Origin of the sequence: Gillisia xinjiangensis, from assembly GCF_046298265.1 — a bacterium.
Classification (GTDB): Bacteria; Bacteroidota; Bacteroidia; order Flavobacteriales; family Flavobacteriaceae; genus Gillisia; species Gillisia xinjiangensis.
Genome location: NZ_JBKAHK010000002.1, coordinates 306,783 through 325,409 on the forward strand (window position 1 = coordinate 306,783; position 18,627 = coordinate 325,409).

Sequence of the window (18,627 nt, forward strand, 5' to 3'; positions counted from 1 at the left end):
GCCCTCACAAACTCGTCTAAAAGGTGGTGTTAGTTTGCCCTGAAAGGGTGAAATAAAAAGGGGTTTGAGGTATTAATAGGGTTTTCCTTCTATTATTTGATTTGGCTGTAACAAGTCGTATTTTTACCGCTATTTACTTGAATAGCACCCTTTATTTATGCTGAAAATTAAAAAAGTATCCTTCGCTTATACTGAAATTCCGGTTTTAAAGAACATAAATTTCAGCGTTGAAGAAGGTGAAAATATCTCCATCATTGGATCGAGTGGTTGCGGAAAAAGCACCTTATTACAACTTATTTACGGTCTGCATAATTCCGATGGAAAAATATTCTGGAAGGAAAAAGAGCTCCTTGGCCCTGAATTCAATCTGGTCCCCGGGGAGCCATTTATCAAATACCTCGCACAGGATTTCGATTTAATGCCACCTTTAAGTGTAGAAGATAATGTGGGAAAGTATTTAAGCAATATGTATCCCGTCAGGAAAAAACGCCGGATCAAGGAGTTGCTGGAAGTGGTGGAAATGGAAGATCTTGCTAAAGCAAAAGCCAAAACCTTAAGCGGCGGCCAGCAACAACGGGTTGCGCTGGCAAGAGCCCTTGCCAATGAACCGGAATTGCTGCTTTTAGATGAACCCTTCAGCCACATAGATCATTTCAGAAAAAACAATTTACGCCGAAGACTTTTCGCTTATCTGAAGGAGCGTAACGTCACCTGTATTATTGCGACGCATGACAGTACGGATGCGCTTTCTTTTTCCGATAAAACAATCGTTCTCAAAAACGGCAAAATCCACGCTAAGAATACCCCACAGCAGCTTTATTCCAATCCGAAGGATAAATATGTTGCTTCCCTGTTTGGGGATGTAAATTCGCTTAGTTTAAAGAATCTTGTTCCTTCAGAAAAAAGCAGAAAAAAAGTATTACTGTATCCTAATGAAGTAAAAGTTGTTTCAAAATCCTATTTAAACGCACGGGTTTTACAAAGTTATTTTAAGGGAGCAAACTTTCTGATCAAAGCAGAATTGAATGGTGAAATCATCTATTTTGAACATTCCAGGGAATTGGCCAAAGGAGAAATTGTGGGGGTTGAGGTTTCCGGGGATTTGATCAAATCCCGAATAAGGAACTGATACTAGACCTCACAGGTTTCGAAAACCTGTGAGGTCTAGTTTAATAACTTCTATTCAACCAAAAGAATCTCATTTGTATTCCCGTTAAAATCAAAACTTTCTTTTACCTTTTTACCTAAAAGAGCCTGCGCCACCGGAGAATTTGCTCCAATCGCATAAAATTTTTCATTTCCATCTAAAATTTCACCCGCTGGGATAACTATAAAATAATTGGCGACAGAAGTTTTCACAAGGCTTCCAAGTTGTATGGTATTAGCAGGAGCTTTTCTCCGGGCCATTGTAAGGGTTCTCTCCAATTTTCTAAATTCGCCTAACTGTCCGGTTAGTTTGTCAAATTCCAGATTGATCATTTCCCTACCGGTTTCATATTTATCGCCAGCGCTGCTTTTGGATTCATTTTCAAGGGATTCTTCAAGATCCTTCATAGCCGCTAAAATCCGATTAATCCGATGATGCAGATATTTTTTACAGGCTTCGAATAGCTGTTCTTTCAAGGTTGTTTATTTTAGGAAGACTGATTAATTTAAATGAAACCGGCCATGATTCTGCATTTGACGAACGATCCAGTTTTTGCGCTGGTTGATATAATTGCTGGCAGGATTTGCCCGGTATCGCCTTGGGTTTGGCAAAATAGCCGCAATAGCTGCAGCTTCATACGCCGATAGTTTCCCTGCAGATTTATTAAACCAGGCCTGGGAGGCAGCTTCAGCACCATAAATTCCTTTCCCCATTTCAATGCTGTTAAGGTACACTTCCAAAATACGTTCCTTGCTCCAAAAAAGTTCGATCATGAACGTAAAATAAACTTCAAGCCCCTTTCGAAACCAACTGCGCTGAGGCCATAGAAAAACGTTTTTAGCAGTTTGCTGGGAAATACTGCTCGCCCCCCGAAGGCGTTTTCCGGTTTTATTTTCATCCATGGCCTTTTCAATCGCCTTTATATCAAATCCGCTATGATTTAAAAAATTTTGATCTTCACTGGAAATAACGGCGAGTTGTAAATGTGGGGAGATCTCGCTTATAGGAACCCATTCATGTTGGATTGGCTCTTCCGGATTCTCAAAATAGCGAATAGCCATTAGTGGTGTAAAAGGCACGGGGACCCATTTGTACAGGATCACGAAAAAAATAGTGAACAAAAAAAATCCCGCTATAAGCTTTAGTAAAAATTTTAGTATTCGTTTCATATATAGAACCCTATTGTTTTTTATTGGTCTCCCGATAGCTGGGGAATAATTCGCATATTTTCATTGGTGTTTGCATCTGGTTTCCTTAATGCTCATTTCATATTATTCAACCATTTCTGCTAATTCCATTCCTACCAGACTCCCAATAGCAACTCCCATCCCACCAAGCCGCACACCGCAATAAACATTATTAGAAAGTTGTTTTAATATAGGTTTTTTTGTGCTGCCCACCCCCATGATTCCGCTCCATCGATGATCGATCTCAAAAGGAATATCAGGTAATATCGTGGATTTCAAAAGAGCTTCCAGTTTGTTTTGAATAAGGTCGGTCTGTTCCATTTCTGTCGTTTCTTCAGCCTTGAAATCAAGGTTTCTTCCTCCTCCAAACAGAATTCTGTCGTCTATATTTCTGAAGTAATAATAGCCCTTATCCAGGTGAAAGGTACCTTTCACTTTAAGATCCTTAATAGGCTTTGTAATTAAAACCTGTGCTCTTGCTGGTTTTACTTCTGAAACACCCATTTTGGAAGCAAATCCATTAGTAGCGATGAGTAATTTTTTTGTTTGGAACTGAAATTTATCTGTTTTCACCTCCACCGAAGTATTATTTTCTGAAAAATCCTCTACCGTGATACAATTAAGAATCTTTATTCCCGCCGCCTGCACTTTTTGCAGCAGTACTTCCATCATTTTCCCTGTATTGATTTGTGCTTCAAATTTGTTGTATATCAACGGTTCTTTTATATTTTTAAAACCAAAAATATTCGCTTTGGTCTCAAATACGTCTTCTCCAAAAACCGGTTTTATTAAATCATTAACCACCTTTATTTGGGCAACGCAGGATTTATAAAGTTGTTCATCTTCAGGGAGAAAAAGCTCATATCCGCCATAGCATTTGTATCCAATAGCATCATCTCCGAGATTTTTCCGAAGAAATTCAAGGCCTTTTTTTCGTTTTTGAATAAGCTCCACAACTTCCTGGGGAGAGTGGGAATCCAGGTCATCCAAAATTTCCGATAAGCTACCAAAGCAAGCAAAACCGGCATTTTTAGTACTGGCTCCATTCGGTAGAAATCCTCTTTCCAGGATCAATATCCTTGAATCCGGAAAACGGTTCTTTAAATGAAGTGCCGTATTCAGGCCTACAATTCCGCTTCCCACGATGGTATAATCTATATTTGAAATCCAGGATTGGTATTCCCAGTAAGAAAGGTTCATACTTTTGTTTTAAAAATGAAAATTACGTAAAGTTTTGGAGACTTTTGAACCAGATATCTTAGTTTATGCAAACAGAACTTTTTGGTATGGGGAAATTAAAGATTAGATTCTGAAAAACAAAATCCCGGCAGATTTTAAATCTGCCGGGATTTTGTTTTTTTATTTTAGGAACTACCATCAATTGGGACGGGATTTCTTCTGGATATTTGTTTTATTATTCGGGTACAATTGGATTCATTTTCCAGGACTCCATAAACTTAGTGGTATAATTTCCATCGATATAATCCGGATGATCCATCAACTGCCTGTGGAAAGGAATCGTTGTTTTCACACCCTCTATCACAAATTCATCCAGGGCACGTTTCATCTTGTTGATGGCTTCTTCCCTGCTTTGTGCTGTAGTGATCAACTTCGCGATCATAGAATCGTAGTTTGGCGGAATTGAATATCCGCTGTAAACGTGTGTATCTATGCGAACTCCGTGCCCTCCGGGAGCATGTAAATTGGTGATCTTTCCCGGGGAAGGGCGAAAATCATTGTAAGGATCTTCTGCATTTATTCTACATTCTATAGAATGCAATTGCGGGAAGTAATTTTTTCCTGAAATTGGCACTCCGGCAGCAACAAGGATTTGCTCTCTAATAAGGTCATAGTCTATAACCTGTTCTGTGATAGGATGTTCCACCTGAATTCTGGTGTTCATCTCCATAAAGTAGAAATTCCGGTGTTTATCTACCAAAAATTCTACCGTCCCTGCTCCTTCATATTTTATATACTCCGCAGCCTTAACCGCTGCATCTCCCATTTGTTTTCTTAACCTGTCGGTCATAAACGGAGAAGGAGTTTCCTCTGTAAGTTTCTGGTGTCGCCTTTGAATTGAACAATCCCTTTCTGAAAGGTGACAGGCTTTTCCTGTACTGTCCCCTACGACCTGGATTTCGATATGGCGCGGCTCAAGAATGAGTTTTTCCATATACATTCCATCATTCCCAAAGGCAGCACTTGCTTCCTGACGGGCAGAATCCCAGGCATTGCGGAGATTTTCTTCCTTTAGAACGGCACGCATTCCTTTACCTCCACCACCAGCGGTTGCTTTTAGCATCACGGGATATCCCATTTCTTTGGCAAATTTCCGGCATTCATCAAAATCTTTCAGTATTCCATCCGATCCCGGGATACAAGGAACTCCTGCGGCCATCATCGTGGCTCTGGCAGAAGCTTTATCACCCATTTTATCGATCATATCCGGGCTGGCACCAATAAATTTTATATTATGTTCCTGACAGATTTTTGAAAATTTGGAATTTTCAGCAAGAAAACCATAACCGGGGTGAATTGCATCTGCATTGGTAATTTCTGCAGCTGCTATAATACTTGAGATCTTTAAATACGATAAATTACTTGGAGGAGGACCTATACATACCGCTTCATCTGCAAACCTCACATGGAGGCTTTCGGCATCGGCAGTAGAATAAACTGCCACGGTTTTAATACCCATCTCCCTACAGGTCCTGATTACGCGCAATGCGATCTCACCTCTGTTGGCTATTAAGATTTTTTTAAACATACCTATCTATTTATTACTGAAGAAGTAAAATTAAATTCTTTGAAGCGAGTTTTAAGAAGGATCTACTAAAAATAAAGGCTGATCAAATTCTACCGGAGACGAATCATCCACAAGGACTTTTACGATTTTTCCGGAAATTTCGCTTTCAATTTCATTAAATAATTTCATCGCTTCAATCACACACAGCACATCCCCTACCTTTATACTATCCCCTACCTCAACAAAAACGTCTTTATCCGGGGATGGTTTACGGTAAAACGTTCCAATAATAGGAGATTTTACGGTGATGTATTTTGAGTTCTCTACTGCTGGTTGTTCATTTTCAGCGGCGGGTTTGTTGTTTTCCTGAGAGGAAACGGGAGGTTGCTGCTGTTGAGCCGGCATTTGCTGCTGCATTTGCCCACCCATAGGATACTGTTGAATATAAGTGTTTTCCTTATCATCCGATCCTGTTTTAATGGTGATCTTTATATCATCCATTTCAAGTTTTACTTCGCTGGCTCCTGATTTTGCCACAAACTTGATCAAATTCTGAATTTCTTTTAAATCCATAATAGTATAGCGTATTGGTTTATTAAGAATTATAAGCCCATTTAAGATAGATAGATCCCCAAGTGAATCCTCCTCCAAATGTTGCAAAAATTAAATTATCTCCTTTTTTAAATTGTTTTTCGAAATCGCCTAATAACAACGGAAGTGTTGCCGAAGTGGTATTTCCGTATCGCTCAATGTTCATAAGAACTTTTTCATCCTCAAGTTTCATTCGGCTTGCGGTTGCACCAACGATTCTTTTATTGGCCTGATGCGCCACCAACCAATCCACATCGGCACTGGTAAGATCATTTCTTTTCATTATTTGTTCACTGATATCTGCCATATTGGAAACCGCAAATTTGAAAACGGTTTTCCCGTCCTGTGTAACATAATGAAGTTTTTTTGCCACGGTAATTTCAGAAGGCGGCATTAAAGATCCACCTGCTTCAATTTTAAGAGCTTCCCTTCCTATTCCATCACTTCTAAGGAGTTCATCCTGAATTCCGAAGCCTTCATAATTGGGTTCAAACAAAGCCGCACCGGCTCCATCCCCAAAAATAATACAGGTAGTCCTGTCGGTATAATCAATTATAGAAGACATTTTATCGGCTCCTATCACCACTATTTTTTTATATTTTCCCGATTCGATATATGCAGCCGCTGTGGACATTCCGTATAAAAACCCGGAACAGGCCGCCTGTAAATCGTATGCAAAAGCATTTGTTGCCCCTATTTGGGTGGCAACATAAACTGCAGTTGCAGCAACAGGAAGATCGGGACTAACCGTAGCCAGAATTACCAGATCTATTTCCTTTGGATCTATTCCGGATTTATCAATCAAATCCTGAGCAGCTTTAATAGCAAGGAATGAAGTCCCTAAATTGGGATCTTTTAAAATTCGTCGCTCTCTTATACCTGTTCTGCTAAAGATCCATTCGTCGTTAGTATCGACCATTTCTTCCAACATCTTGTTGGTCAATATATCTTCAGGAACATAGGTGCCTACAGCGGTTATAGCGGCTGTGATTTCATTCATAAAAGCAATTTTTTACACTAAACAGCAGAAAAGTTCTGCTTCTTAAACAAAAACGCATCAAAACTACTGCGAATTGGGGTGCAAAATAAGGCCTTTTTAGGACTTATTCAACTTAAAACAAAAAACTCCCACTTGTAAATGTGAGAGTTTTATTTGGACGAAGCGATTGAATTATGCTTCTACTACTTCGGTGTTATCAATTAGCACCTGACCACGGTAATATAACTTACCTTCATGCCAATGTGCTCTGTGATACAAATGTGCCTCTCCTGTTGTTGGGTCTGTGGCTATTTGTGGAACAGAAGCTTTATAATGAGTTCTTCTTTTGTCTCTTCTGGTTTTAGAGGTTTTTCTCTTAGGATGTGCCATTGCTACGGATTATTTATCGTTTAATAAGTTTTTTAATTTATTCCAGCGGGGATCTATATCTTCCCCATTTTCATGCTCTTTAATATCAGCCACTTTAGGACTCAATTCTTCTAACTTTTCAAGTACTTCAGATTTCAGACTCCCGTCTATTACGCCGGGATGAACTCTTTTTAATGGAACAGATAATACGATCAATTCATAAATGTACTGCGCGACATTTAATTGATATTCCGAATGTGGAAGGATCAATAAGTCCTCATTATCATCGTTAAACTCATCTCCAAACTTTACCACCATGATCAATTCCCCGTCTACAGGTTGATCATAAGGTTCATTGGTGAGATCACAATTTACATTTACCATTCCGGAAGCTTTAAAAGTAAGCTCCATCATGCTTGGTTTTTTATCGAACAGCAAATCGATTTTTACATCGACGCTGTTAAATTCATCGTATTCAAAATGTTCAAAGAACTCTTTATCTATTTGATAATCAAAAGTATGCTTTCCTTGTTTCAACCCTACAAAAGGGATTGTAAACGCTTCTAATTTCTTCATAACATCATCTATTTCGAGCGTCTGCCCTTCGGAAAAGGCAGGTGCAAAGATATAAAATATAATGAATTATCAATCTGATATAAACAAATATTTGTTTATATCTTTTTGCTCTGTTTCCTCAACGGATCTTTGGTTAGTTTTTTATATTCCTTCCGGGTTTTAAAAATTTCGATAGCTTTAAAAACAGCCTCTTTAAAGGAGTTGATATTCGCACAATTTTTACCTGCAATCTCAAATGCAGTTCCGTGATCCGGGGAGGTTCTTACTTTTTTTAATCCGGCGGTGAAATTCACCCCCTCTCCAAAGGAAAGTGTTTTAAATGGAATAAGTCCCTGGTCATGATAGGATGCTATAATGGCATCAAAATTTTCGTGATTTTTAGAACCAAAAAAACTATCGGCTGCATATGGGCCAAAAACCAAATTCCCTTTATCTTTTAACTTCTGAATGGTGGGCTTTAAAATAGTTTCATCTTCCTGCCCTATCAATCCATGATCTCCGCTATGCGGATTGATTCCCAAAACAGCAATTTTAGGCTTGGATATCCTGAAATCCTGCTGAAGGGTTTTTTGTATCGTTGAAATTTTCTTCTCGATTAGCTCAGGGGTTATTATCCCGGCAATATCTTTCAGCGGAACATGATCTGTTAACAAACCTACCTTTAAATTATCTGTGATCATGAGCATCAGGCTGTCTCCCTGAAGCTCGCGTGCAAGATAATCTGTATGGCCCGGAAATTTAAATTCTTCAGACTGGATGGTATTTTTATTGATAGGGGCAGTTACCAATACATCGATTTCATCCTCCTTCAAGGCTTTTGTTGCGGCCTGCAGCGATTTAAAAGCGTATTTCCCGCTTTCGGGATCTTCAGCTCCAAAATTAATCACCGCATTTTCTTTCCATACATTGATCACATTCACTTTTCCATCTATTGCTTCTGAAGGCTTCTCAATTCCCTGAAAGTTAATAGAAAGATCAAAATGTTTTTTCAGAAAACTCAGGGTTTTAACCGATGCAAAGATAATAGGAGTACAAAAATCCAGCATTCTGGAGTCATCAAAAGTCTTTATAATGACCTCACCACCAATTCCATTTAGATCCCCAATACTGATTCCCAATTTTATCTTTTGCGCAGACTTCATATTCTATCCCCTTTTTTATTTCTATTTTTACATCACAAATGTAAGAATAATCCAAACATATGTTTACCGGAATTGTAGAAGAAATAGGAGAGGTGGTGGAAACCACTTATGAAAACGAAAATCTAAATTTAAAGATCTGGGCTAAAATGACACCTGAATTAAAGATAGATCAAAGTGTTTCCCATAATGGCGTTTGCTTAACCGTTGTTGGGCTGGAAAACCCCATTTATACTGTAACTGCAATTAAGGAGACTTTGGAAAAAACAAATTTGGGAGATCTAAAGGCTGGGCAATTTGTAAACCTGGAACGGGGAATGCAATTGGGAGCCAGGCTGGATGGCCATATAGTACAGGGACATGTAGATCAAACCGGAATTTGTAAGGAAGTAAAAGAGGAAAAAGGCAGCTGGATATACACCTTTGGGTATGATCCAGAAATGAGCAATATCACTATAGAGAAGGGATCCATAACAGTTAATGGCGTTAGTCTTACGGTGGTTAATTCAAAATTAAATGAATTTAGCGTTGCAATTATTCCTTATACGTATAATAACACCATTTTTAAATATCTCCAGAAAGGTGATACGGTCAACCTGGAATTTGATGTGATTGGAAAATACGTAAAAAGGCTCACCGAGCACTCTTAGGTGGTTTTTCTAAGCCTTAAGAAGCAAATTCCCATACCCAGACCTGCAAAAACAAGTATATAACTATGTTCATCGATAGGAACTACCAATCCTGGAGGCGGTGAACAACAAGTCTCCTCAGTAGACATCTGAGGCTGGGGTAAGTTATGGCTTTGAGCTGTCATAGAAACAGACCAAAACACTAAAAATACCGACAAAAGGAAAATATAGGGTAATTTCATTCTCATAATTGTGCGTAATGTACTACAAGAATTTTAATTACAAAAATAGATTCAATCTTCTGAGATCAAAAAATTAAGAAGTGAGGAAACATTTTCCATCTTTTGATGAACTGTTATTGCCTGGCAAAAAGAGAATTTTTTGGGGATAAAAGAAGAAAATAGATCCCCAGGAAGATTCCGGCTATCAATAAAATATAGATGTTGGTATCTATGGGGACTACCAGTCCCGGAGGAGGAGGTCCCCCAGGGCCTGTATCCATCTGAGGTTCAGGAAGATCAGCAGTTTGACCCCAGCTTAAAGAAGTTAGTATTAGAGATAGTATTAGTATGAAAATTCCGGACGCTTTCATAAGATCATCATGTAAAATTCACAATAATTTTTTATAAAAACTCTAAGTGGGGGTGTAAGAGCGAATCTGCTTAAAATTTCCGTTTAAGAGGGGCACGGGAGTATTTGAAATTTAAAGATAAATAATTAAGCAATAGACTACTAATTATTTATTTTTTATTTCCGGAAGTCTGGAAAGTGCTGGTTTCCTTTTCTGAAAACTAAAAAATAGATTCCCAGTCCAAGTCCGGCGATAAAAAGAAACTGAATGTTGGTATCTATGGGAACTACGAGTCCAGGAGGCGGTGGATTCTTTCGGTTGCAATATGCTGCTGGATTACATCCCCCTTCGCAATATTTAAACCCATTATCACACACTTGGACCAAGGCATAAGACGAAAATGAAAATAATATCGCAATAAAAAGGACTATTTTCTTCATATAAAGGTTAGTGATAACTTGAGGCATAACAGCAAACCTATTTTAAAACAAATTAGGTTTCAAAACAATTCGACGAAAAATTCATTTTAATCGATGAAAAGCATAATTCCCGATAAAAAAAATCAGATATAAATGGATTAGTACTTAAATCGGACACTGATCTACAGGAATATACGACAGAGGCTGACCAGAGTTTTTTATATTCCTCAGGAATTTAAATGGCGTAGGAATTGGTTGCAATAAAGAAATTTAAAATAAGAGTATTCTTTATTACTCCAGAAGTGAACCAGGGAATTTTCAAAATAAGTTCGTTTGCGATTGCCTTTAAAAGGAATTCCCTCCTGAGCGTGCTCAGGAGGGAATTGATTTTTTCTTAAATAAACCTTGTCGGAAAAACTAATTACTGTTTTTTCCAAAATTTAGTATGAAGTGTTCTGTCCAGATTAACGATCTCAAGCTTGATGTTTTTATATTTTGCAGTTTCCTTGAATTCGTCAATGATCTCATAGATATCATGGTGTATAAATTTTGCATCACTTCCATCAATTACCAAATGCGAATCTTCAGGCAAGTGATCTAAAAAAAGCATAATATCAGCTTTATTTAAAAAAGTGGTTTCCTGGGCGAGCTTAAGCACACGCTTGTTTTCCGATTCCTTATGTACTTTTTCTTCGTTGATGTAGGCATTTTTATAATTATCTCTAAGAATAAAAAATACTGCAATGGTACCACCCACGATTATACCTGTAATAAGATCTGTAAACATCACTACTAAAATTGTAATGATAAATGGCAGAAATTGTTTTTTACCTTGCTTAAATACCTGCTTGTAAATACTTACGCTGGTAAGCTTATATCCAACCACAAATAACACTGCAGATAATGCCGCTAAAGGGATTAAGTTTAAAATCACTGGGATTGCGGCAACACATACCAACATAATAATACCGTGTGTTATAGTTGCTGTTTTGGTCTTACCACCGGCATGAACATTTGCAGATGTTCTTACAATTACCGCAGTTACAGGCAAGCCCCCTACTAAACCTGCAACTATATTTCCAATACCCTGAGCTTTAAGCTCTCTGTTTGTTGAGGTTCGTCTTTTATAAGGATCAAGTTTATCTCCTGCTTCTGTACTTAAAAGCGATTCTAAACTCGCGATAAATGCGATGGATAAAGCGATAGTATAAACCTCAACATTTCCGATTACCGAAAAATCGGGAAACTGAAAGAAGCCAGCGAAATCACCCAGGGACTCCGCAACAGGTAAGTTTACCAGCTGACTGGATTCCAATGCGAAATCTGGAAAATAAACTTTAAAAAATTCATTTAAAAAAATACTGATTACCACTGCAGCCAATGCAGATGGGAAGTATTTAAAAAATGCAAATTGTTTTAAGACAGGACGATCCCAACCAATAATTATTATTAGAGATGCGATTGTTATGATAGTGGCACCATAACTTATCTCATAAAATATTTTAAGAATCTCGGAAAAAGTATTCGATCCATCATAATTTGTAAAAGATTCAACGCTTTCAAAAGCACCAGCTACCCCAAAAGCGTGTGGAATTTGCTTCAGTATAAGTATAAGGCCAATAGAAGCAAGTATCCCTTTAATCATGGCATTAGGGAAAAAGTATGCTACTGTTCCGGCTTTTAAATATCCTAAAGCTATTTGCAAAAACCCGGCAAAAATAACCGCGACCAAAACCGCTTCAAAACTCCCAAGGGTTTGAATTGCAGTGAATATAATTAAGGCTACACTTGCAGCAGGACCACTAACGTTGATACTTGAATTACTCGAGAAACCCACCACAATACCACCTATAATTCCAGCGATAATTCCTGAAAATAGCGGCGCTCCAGAGGCTAAAGATATTCCAAGACACAACGGCAGGGCAATAAGAAATACAACCAGACCTGCAGAAATATCGGTTACAAAATGTTTTTTAAGGAATTGAATATTTTCTTTCATATTAGGTAGAGATGTTTTTTGGAAAACCTTCAAAAGGCAGCTGCTTGCAACAATTTCAGGAAAAATTTAAAAAATGCAAAACTACTACATTTTAAAAGAATATACCTGATTTTTTAAAAAGACATATATTTAGGATTATTAACTGAAAATCAGTAGGCTATGGAATTAAATGCACTCGGAGAGGATCGGGGTTTTGAGGAAAAAAGTATTTTTTTATTCAAATCAAAATCCTCGATGCAAGCATACGAGGTAGGAAATGGAAAAAACTTATAAAAAATTGAGTCAAGTATATGTATTAAACTGAAGAGATTCGAAGGCGTGAGACTTCTCCCAGTGATAGATTTCAGGTTGCGAAAATCTCTGGTTACTTAATTTGAAACAAGTTTTTAATTTGAATCCCCACATTTAAATTTCTTTTTCTTTTTTGAAAACAAGCTCCTGGTTTTCCAGAAACTTTAGGGTCTCTTCTTTAAGATCTTCTAATGAGGTAAGAGTATCTAAAGATTGGACGCTGAAATTATATATCACATAAGGCTCATACTGCATTATTTTATCCTTTGTCTTAATGGTGGAAACTATAAAATGAAATTTCCTGGCCTCTATATTTGTTCCTTCAATAAAACCTTCTGATATATTAACCTGAGCATTCTCATTATTGAATACAGGAACCTTAACCCATTCTATTTGAAAAGTTTCATTGCTAAAGATTTTTGTTTCAGTATCCGGAAATTGAAGGCTATAAATTAAAAAGAGCATAATGCCGGCATTCCAGAGAAAATGGAACAGCATAGCCTTTAAAAGGTTAAAATTAATGGTAATCCAGATCAAAAAGCAACCTATAGAAAGTTGAGCCAAGGGAGTGAAAAAGTAGTCAGGGGAATAAAAATCTTCTAAAGTGTAATGAATTGCAGTGAACAAAAGAATATTTAATAAAATGCTAATATTTCCAAGAATTTTGTTTTCATATTTCAGGCTCAATAGATAAGCCGCAATAAAGAGCATTGAAAGTACAATTACAAACCACTCCATCGAAGCATTAACAGTTAAGACAAAAATTGGTAGAAAAATAATAGCTGCAATTTTAATCCATTTTTTACCTGTAAAAAAGCCTCTAAAAGCAATTTCCTCAAATAAAGGCGCAAATAAAAGTGTTAAAAACAACATTACTTTTAATGGCACATCAGAATAATTTCTTGAACCTTTGTAAGGATGTTCACTTCCAACAAAATTGTATAATAATACAAATAGCAATGCTGTGATTATTCCTAAAAGTAAAAGCCAGTTCTTAGATTTATGTCTTATCAATTTTGTTAATTTTTATTTGCTTTAGAATGTAGCTGTTCAGTTTCCATCACTCCCCACCTGGAATTGCGAAATGGCTTTCGGGCCAGTTCTGAGCTTAGTAATACTTAATTTCGTATTTAAAAGCTGTGGTATCTTTAAATTCAAAATCAATTTCCTTTTTATTCCTCAATTTATCAGGTTTTGAATACTTGTAAAATCTTGTCGTGTCCATTCTGGTACCTGAAATTCCCTTGGTGTAACCCTTATCTGAATACTTGAATATTTCCACCCAGGGCTTATCAAAATCTTCGTTATGATGAATTCGCTTAATTTCTCTTCCTTTTGAATCGTAAAATACAGAATCGGTTAGTTTCATAGCTTTTTCGGGGTCTGGATCTTTAGATGGGAACATTTCCCAGGTGCTTGTTTTAATGACTTCCAAATTTCCGATTTTATGATATTTACGAATAAATCTAATAGCGGTATCAGATTCATACATTGTCTGTATTTTCAAATTTTCTTTTGGATTGTACTCATAAACTGAAATCTGTCTAACAACACAAGTATCCTGTTTTTGGAAGTAATCACAGTCGGTTTCTTTTACCTTTTTTCCATTCTCATACTGGATTCTTACTATTCTATTGCTTCTTGTTTTTCCGAAATTTCTTTCCAAAACTTTATAGCCCTTTTTATCAAATTCTGCAACCCGACTTTTAGTAAAAGCGTTATTATTCTTAGTGTATTCAGTTATGGATTTAATTTTTGGAGAACATCCAAGGATAAAAATCAGAAATAGTAATTGAGGTAATTTTTTCATCATAGTATTGTTTTCATCAACTGTTGCCATCTTATGCTAATGGGTAGAGAAGATTATATTTCTCATGCCATTATCATTTTCAGAGGGAAATAAGGGGATTTAAATCTTCCATAATTTTATTGGCTTTTCCCTTATTCAATAAAACCTGCCTTGTTTTTTTTCTGAATTTTATCTCCAGAAAAACCGTTCCCCTACCAAATAGAATTGGTAGTATTCTTATTTTGGAAACCTCGTTAATAGCTATTTCATTCTGATAGGACACAAAAAAGATTTCCTTAATTAAAGCAAGCACAAAAAGAGCTATCATAAAAGATGCAATAAAAAGGTGGCCTGTTTCGCTTGTTTCTATATACTTCAATAAGGAAAAGAATCCCTGGGTCCCGGAAATGGCTAGGATCATTAAAAACATAAACCGCACAGGTTTTTTGGGTTCGATAATTTTTATCCTGTCGGATTCAATTTTAACTGAATTTTCAGGGCTGCTCATGGGTTCTTCGTATTCTTAGTTGACAAATTTATTTTCTTTCCGCTTTTTTCCGAGTCAGGACAAAATATATAACATATAACCAGCTAAAAAATCCGTGAATAATTGCCAATAATACCGATTTGTTTCTTTCCCAGGATGTCACTCCGGCAATTACGCTTCCAAGTCCAATTCCATTGCTTATTACTGTCCTTTTCGTTTCCGAGTCAATAATATCTTGACTATAACCCTCATATATTATAAATAGACCTAAAATAAATGTTGTGTAAATTTTCTTCATATTTCGAATTTTGTGGTATTAATGCCAATTCGTTATGCCCCAGCCTCACCCTACCATACCAAGATCTGGAACGGATAAAAGTAGATTTATCACATTTACTGTAAATCTATTAAAATTTTGTTGCTGCCCCTTATGGGAAACCGTATACTTAAACTTGCTTGTCTTCATTTTTCCCGCTCACAATGCTTGATACAATACCTTTTTGGTCTGTAAATTCTGCAAATAACACACCTGCAAGATGAATTACAACAAACGGAACTAAATAATAGATAGAAAGTATATGGATCTCTTCCATAGGTTTTTTTAAATCCTTAGGGCCTAATTCAATTATGAGTCCGGTAACCAAAGAGATTACAACACCTACGTAAAAGATGATATAGCTCCATTTTTGAAGTTTTTCCTTGGTATTCAATCTTTTATCGAATGGGTTTGAAATCTTCATTTTTCCAAAAAATGGCAGCAGGAACCGAATAATAAATAAACCAACTAAAAAATAACCTATATAAATATGCCATTCCCACATTGGTTTTCTAATTTGTTTTGCTAAAACAATTAATTGCTCCTGAGATAAAACCTGGCCGGTTTCACTAAGATAAATTTCAATTATACCTGCCATGTTATCCTTATTCATCCAGGTTAACCTCAAAAAAATTGTGATCAATAAAAGGATGAATGAAATGGCCATTGCCCAATGTATGATTCGATAAACTTTAGAATACGATTGTTTCATATGTAGATATTTATTATTTTTTAAAAGGTCTCCCGATGGCTATCGGGAGTAATTCGCATATCTTCATCGGTGTTTGCATTGAGTTGCCGTTATGCTCATTTCATAATATTTGTTTTTAGGCTTGAACCTCGGTATTACATCCACCCTTTTTATACCGTGATATTTAATGAATCCAGTATAAAAGCAGACTTATCAAATTTCCCTTAAATTTATTGAAATTTTATCACTACCACTTCCGTAAAACCATATAATTTCAGGATATTTAGATGTAACCGAATCCCTAAAACATTATAGTGAATTGTTATGATTGACTGTATAAAAGCAATGTAAAAAAGGATAAATTTGAGTTCGATGCTAAAAGTTTAGGGTGGTATACAATTAGGCATTTTTCAGGTTTTAAAAAGTGCCCAAAAACCAATAGCATTAGAAAATAGAATTACAAGAGAAGAAAGTTGGGACTAAAATTACAGCAGATTTGCGGTTACCATAAAAATATAAATATTTAAAAGCATAAATAAAAAAGCGGGCAAAGAAACCCAAATACTATCTTTTATATATAACCGGGTAATAAAGCCAAACAGCATTAACAGCGCCAGGCCGGCCGAAGAAATCAAAAGTAAAAAGGGAATAAATAAGCCTAGCAGCAGTCCTAATCCGCCTGTAATTTCAAAAACAGCGGTTAGCGTTCCAAACTTTGCCAGGCCAAAACGTATGAATTCGGCTTTCATAGAAGGGGAAGTAAAATAGGACACCCCGTAAAACAAAAATGAAATCCCGGAAACAATAATAAGAATGTGCAGTATGCCCATTCCTAAAGCAGGTTTGCTGCAGCCAAAGCAATATAGGCACTTAGAAGCAGTAACACCAAGGATGGTAATCGTTTTTTCCAGGGATTTCCTGCCTTAAAATGAAAGTACTGGGCTGCTACCATCAAAACTCCCATAAGGATCGCCGGTATAAGAACCAACTCCGAATACCAAATCCCTACAACCAGTAAGGTTGCAAGCACAAGCTTGGCTGCTCCTACCATAGTGCGGGTAAGGCTACTTAATCCGTATTGTTTAAATTCCTTTACAATATTTTCAAAACGAAAAATCCAAACAAAGGCCACAGATAGGGCGACAACTAATTGGGCAATATTCGTAATGTTCTCCATAACTTAATTTTTCATTGAATTTTACTGTTGTTTTATTGGAAACTAATCCTCTATCGAAATTGCATGCTTGTCTTTTGGTTCTGTATTTTTTTCTTAAAAAATATAAAAACCCTGTTTACACTTTTTGGAAGCCAAAAGCCTCCAAACCAAATTGGATATGCACCCAAATATAGGCTTTTTTATTGTTTGTGCCCTGGACAAATTCAACTCAGGGTCGTAACAAAAGATGATTTTTGGATCGCTAAAATATTCAGTTGGTAGGCTGAGCAGTTTGTCGTTTTTATAATTGAATTTTCTATTTAAATAGAAACTTAAACCATTGACCAAAATTTTTGCTCATTATATGGGTTTTTGAAGGCATTAAAGCAGCATAATTGAGGTTGTCAGAAATATCGGTAAACGTTTTGCCTTTTACATAATTTAGCCTTTTCCATTTTTCAGGTTCGAGATAAAAAAAATCTTCAAACTGATCATAATTGGAATGATCTATTTTTCGCCATTTTTCCAGAAAACCATCGATATCCACTTGATGGGAATGACCCCAATTAGTGAATTTTGTCCGGATTTCCTCTTCGCTGCGCGATAAGCATTCGTGGATAACTATAACCGGAATATAGATCACCTGTTTATTGGTGTTTCTGCCCGTTACATAACTGGGATAGTTCGTAGCAAATTTTTGATTTCGTGGTTTGGATACATATAATATCCCTTCATCGGTGTATTTATATAGATTGATATAATAACCAGCAATTTGAATTTGGTTTTCCTTGGGATGGTTCAAATATTTATTTCTCAGTCTGAGTTCTTTGGTGAATTTTTTAAAGTCCACAAAATATTCATCGCTATCTAATTGAATAATCCAGTTGCCAATTCCCATTTTCGAGGCCAGCATTTTTCGTTCTTTTACCTCATTCTCCATCGCGGTTAAACTGGAGTCATAAAAATCATCCCTGTAAATGCTGATCTTATTTTCTGTATCAAAAGATTTAAGCCAATGAAAGAAATTGTCGTCAACTTCAAATTTTCCTCCTGTCCAGGTCCTTAAGTTGTCATCCAGTGCAATTGTGATAGCATTAGCTTCCCTGTATACTAATGGAATGGAGTTTTTAAGTAATTTATAATCATAGGACATTAAAAAACCAACCTGAATTTCTTTCATCTATCGATCATTTTGATTTGGGGAAATTATAAACATTGATTTAATAGTTTATAAAATATTCAGGAATATTTTGATTTTTCTAAATTTTTGTTATTGAAAAATAAAAATTTACGGTTTTCTGCAAATAAAGATGTCCTGAAAATGGCATATAGAGATGTATGATTTTGAGGTCAGTTTAGGTTAGCGCCTCTCATACCGCACCCTAAAATAAAAAATCCCTACAAAACGCACTGTTTGTCGGGATTTTAATTGTATTCTGTGGTTTCACCTGTCCTCCATTCGACTCCGCCTGAAAAGGCTTCGCTCAGGACAGGCTTCTCGTCAAGACGGGAAACAAAAAAACCCTGCCGTTGGCAAGGTTTCTT

The 18,627-nt window shown here is 36.5% G+C and carries 21 protein-coding genes; 2 read left to right on the forward strand and 19 right to left on the reverse strand.

The annotated features are described in order from the left end of the window. Nucleotides 1-157 precede the first annotated feature (157 nt). Nucleotides 158-1,129 (forward strand): ABC transporter ATP-binding protein, encoded by a 972-nt coding sequence (locus ACKGJN_RS02495; RefSeq protein WP_409537846.1) that lies wholly within the window; start codon nt 158-160, stop codon nt 1,127-1,129. Between the two features lie 50 nt (nt 1,130-1,179). On the opposite strand, the gene ACKGJN_RS02500 is transcribed toward ACKGJN_RS02495, so the two are convergent. The 9 genes from ACKGJN_RS02500 to pdxA form a co-directional block, all read right to left on the reverse strand. After that, nucleotides 1,180-1,623 (reverse strand): transcription elongation factor, encoded by a 444-nt coding sequence (locus tag ACKGJN_RS02500; RefSeq protein ID WP_409537847.1) that lies wholly within the window; start codon nt 1,621-1,623, stop codon nt 1,180-1,182. A gap of 24 nt (nt 1,624-1,647) precedes the next feature. Beyond that, a complete protein-coding gene (gene mtgA / locus ACKGJN_RS02505; RefSeq protein ID WP_409537848.1) occupies nt 1,648-2,316 on the reverse strand; it encodes a monofunctional biosynthetic peptidoglycan transglycosylase in 669 nt (222 codons plus the stop codon). A 102-nt stretch (nt 2,317-2,418) separates the two neighbouring features. Further along, nucleotides 2,419-3,534 (reverse strand): NAD(P)/FAD-dependent oxidoreductase, encoded by a 1,116-nt coding sequence (locus tag ACKGJN_RS02510; protein ID WP_409537849.1) that lies wholly within the window; start codon nt 3,532-3,534, stop codon nt 2,419-2,421. Between the two features lie 214 nt (nt 3,535-3,748). Continuing rightward, entirely contained in the window at nt 3,749-5,101 is a 1,353-nt protein-coding gene (gene accC / locus ACKGJN_RS02515; protein ID WP_409537850.1) for an acetyl-CoA carboxylase biotin carboxylase subunit, read from the reverse strand. A gap of 51 nt (nt 5,102-5,152) precedes the next feature. Then, nucleotides 5,153-5,653 carry an acetyl-CoA carboxylase biotin carboxyl carrier protein gene (gene accB, locus ACKGJN_RS02520; RefSeq protein ID WP_409537851.1) on the reverse strand — a complete coding sequence of 167 codons (501 nt, stop codon included), beginning with the start codon at nt 5,651-5,653 and terminating at the stop codon, nt 5,153-5,155. Between the two features lie 22 nt (nt 5,654-5,675). Next, nucleotides 5,676-6,671 carry a beta-ketoacyl-ACP synthase III gene (locus ACKGJN_RS02525; RefSeq protein WP_409537852.1) on the reverse strand — a complete coding sequence of 332 codons (996 nt, stop codon included), beginning with the start codon at nt 6,669-6,671 and terminating at the stop codon, nt 5,676-5,678. Nucleotides 6,672-6,842: 171 nt separating this feature from the next. Beyond that, nucleotides 6,843-7,040: a 50S ribosomal protein L32 gene (gene rpmF / locus ACKGJN_RS02530; RefSeq protein ID WP_409537853.1), complete on the reverse strand. Its 198-nt coding sequence runs from the start codon at nt 7,038-7,040 to the stop codon at nt 6,843-6,845. Nucleotides 7,041-7,049: 9 nt separating this feature from the next. Then, on the reverse strand, nt 7,050-7,595 hold the full coding sequence (locus tag ACKGJN_RS02535; protein ID WP_409537854.1) for a YceD family protein: 546 nt from the start codon (nt 7,593-7,595) through the stop codon (nt 7,050-7,052). 95 nt (nt 7,596-7,690) lie between these two features. Beyond that, the gene (gene pdxA / locus ACKGJN_RS02540; protein WP_409537855.1) at nt 7,691-8,737 is read right to left on the reverse strand and encodes a 4-hydroxythreonine-4-phosphate dehydrogenase PdxA; all 1,047 of its coding nucleotides are present in this window, start codon (nt 8,735-8,737) and stop codon (nt 7,691-7,693) included. Between the two features lie 59 nt (nt 8,738-8,796). On the opposite strand from pdxA, the gene ACKGJN_RS02545 reads away from it, so the two are divergent. Further along, nucleotides 8,797-9,384: a riboflavin synthase gene (locus ACKGJN_RS02545; protein WP_409537856.1), complete on the forward strand. Its 588-nt coding sequence runs from the start codon at nt 8,797-8,799 to the stop codon at nt 9,382-9,384. A 334-nt stretch (nt 9,385-9,718) separates the two neighbouring features. Here ACKGJN_RS02545 and ACKGJN_RS02550 read toward each other — a convergent pair whose 3' ends face one another. The 10 genes from ACKGJN_RS02550 to ACKGJN_RS02595 form a co-directional block, all read right to left on the reverse strand. Next, a complete protein-coding gene (locus tag ACKGJN_RS02550) occupies nt 9,719-9,865 on the reverse strand; it encodes a hypothetical protein (protein ID WP_409537857.1) in 147 nt (48 codons plus the stop codon). 909 nt (nt 9,866-10,774) lie between these two features. Next, a complete protein-coding gene (locus tag ACKGJN_RS02555) occupies nt 10,775-12,352 on the reverse strand; it encodes a SulP family inorganic anion transporter (protein ID WP_409537858.1) in 1,578 nt (525 codons plus the stop codon). Between the two features lie 405 nt (nt 12,353-12,757). Next, entirely contained in the window at nt 12,758-13,657 is a 900-nt protein-coding gene (locus ACKGJN_RS02560; RefSeq protein ID WP_409537859.1) for a CPBP family glutamic-type intramembrane protease, read from the reverse strand. A gap of 94 nt (nt 13,658-13,751) precedes the next feature. Next, nucleotides 13,752-14,483, reverse strand: coding sequence for a hypothetical protein (locus tag ACKGJN_RS02565; protein ID WP_409537860.1), 732 nt, complete (start codon nt 14,481-14,483; stop codon nt 13,752-13,754). Nucleotides 14,484-14,532: 49 nt separating this feature from the next. Beyond that, nucleotides 14,533-14,940 carry a hypothetical protein gene (locus tag ACKGJN_RS02570; RefSeq protein ID WP_409537861.1) on the reverse strand — a complete coding sequence of 136 codons (408 nt, stop codon included), beginning with the start codon at nt 14,938-14,940 and terminating at the stop codon, nt 14,533-14,535. Between the two features lie 28 nt (nt 14,941-14,968). Then, nucleotides 14,969-15,217, reverse strand: a complete 249-nt coding sequence (locus ACKGJN_RS02575; protein ID WP_409537862.1) for a hypothetical protein — start codon at nt 15,215-15,217, stop codon at nt 14,969-14,971. 148 nt (nt 15,218-15,365) lie between these two features. Further along, nucleotides 15,366-15,947, reverse strand: a complete 582-nt coding sequence (locus tag ACKGJN_RS02580) for a cytochrome b/b6 domain-containing protein (protein ID WP_409537863.1) — start codon at nt 15,945-15,947, stop codon at nt 15,366-15,368. A 464-nt stretch (nt 15,948-16,411) separates the two neighbouring features. Next, nucleotides 16,412-16,756 carry a DoxX family protein gene (locus ACKGJN_RS02585; RefSeq protein WP_409537864.1) on the reverse strand — a complete coding sequence of 115 codons (345 nt, stop codon included), beginning with the start codon at nt 16,754-16,756 and terminating at the stop codon, nt 16,412-16,414. A 2-nt stretch (nt 16,757-16,758) separates the two neighbouring features. After that, on the reverse strand, nt 16,759-17,103 hold the full coding sequence (locus tag ACKGJN_RS02590) for a DoxX family protein (RefSeq protein WP_409537865.1): 345 nt from the start codon (nt 17,101-17,103) through the stop codon (nt 16,759-16,761). Nucleotides 17,104-17,398: 295 nt separating this feature from the next. After that, complete coding sequence (locus tag ACKGJN_RS02595; RefSeq protein ID WP_409537866.1) at nt 17,399-18,262, reverse strand: hypothetical protein; 864 nt, start codon at nt 18,260-18,262, stop codon at nt 17,399-17,401. Nucleotides 18,263-18,627: the final 365 nt, after the last annotated feature.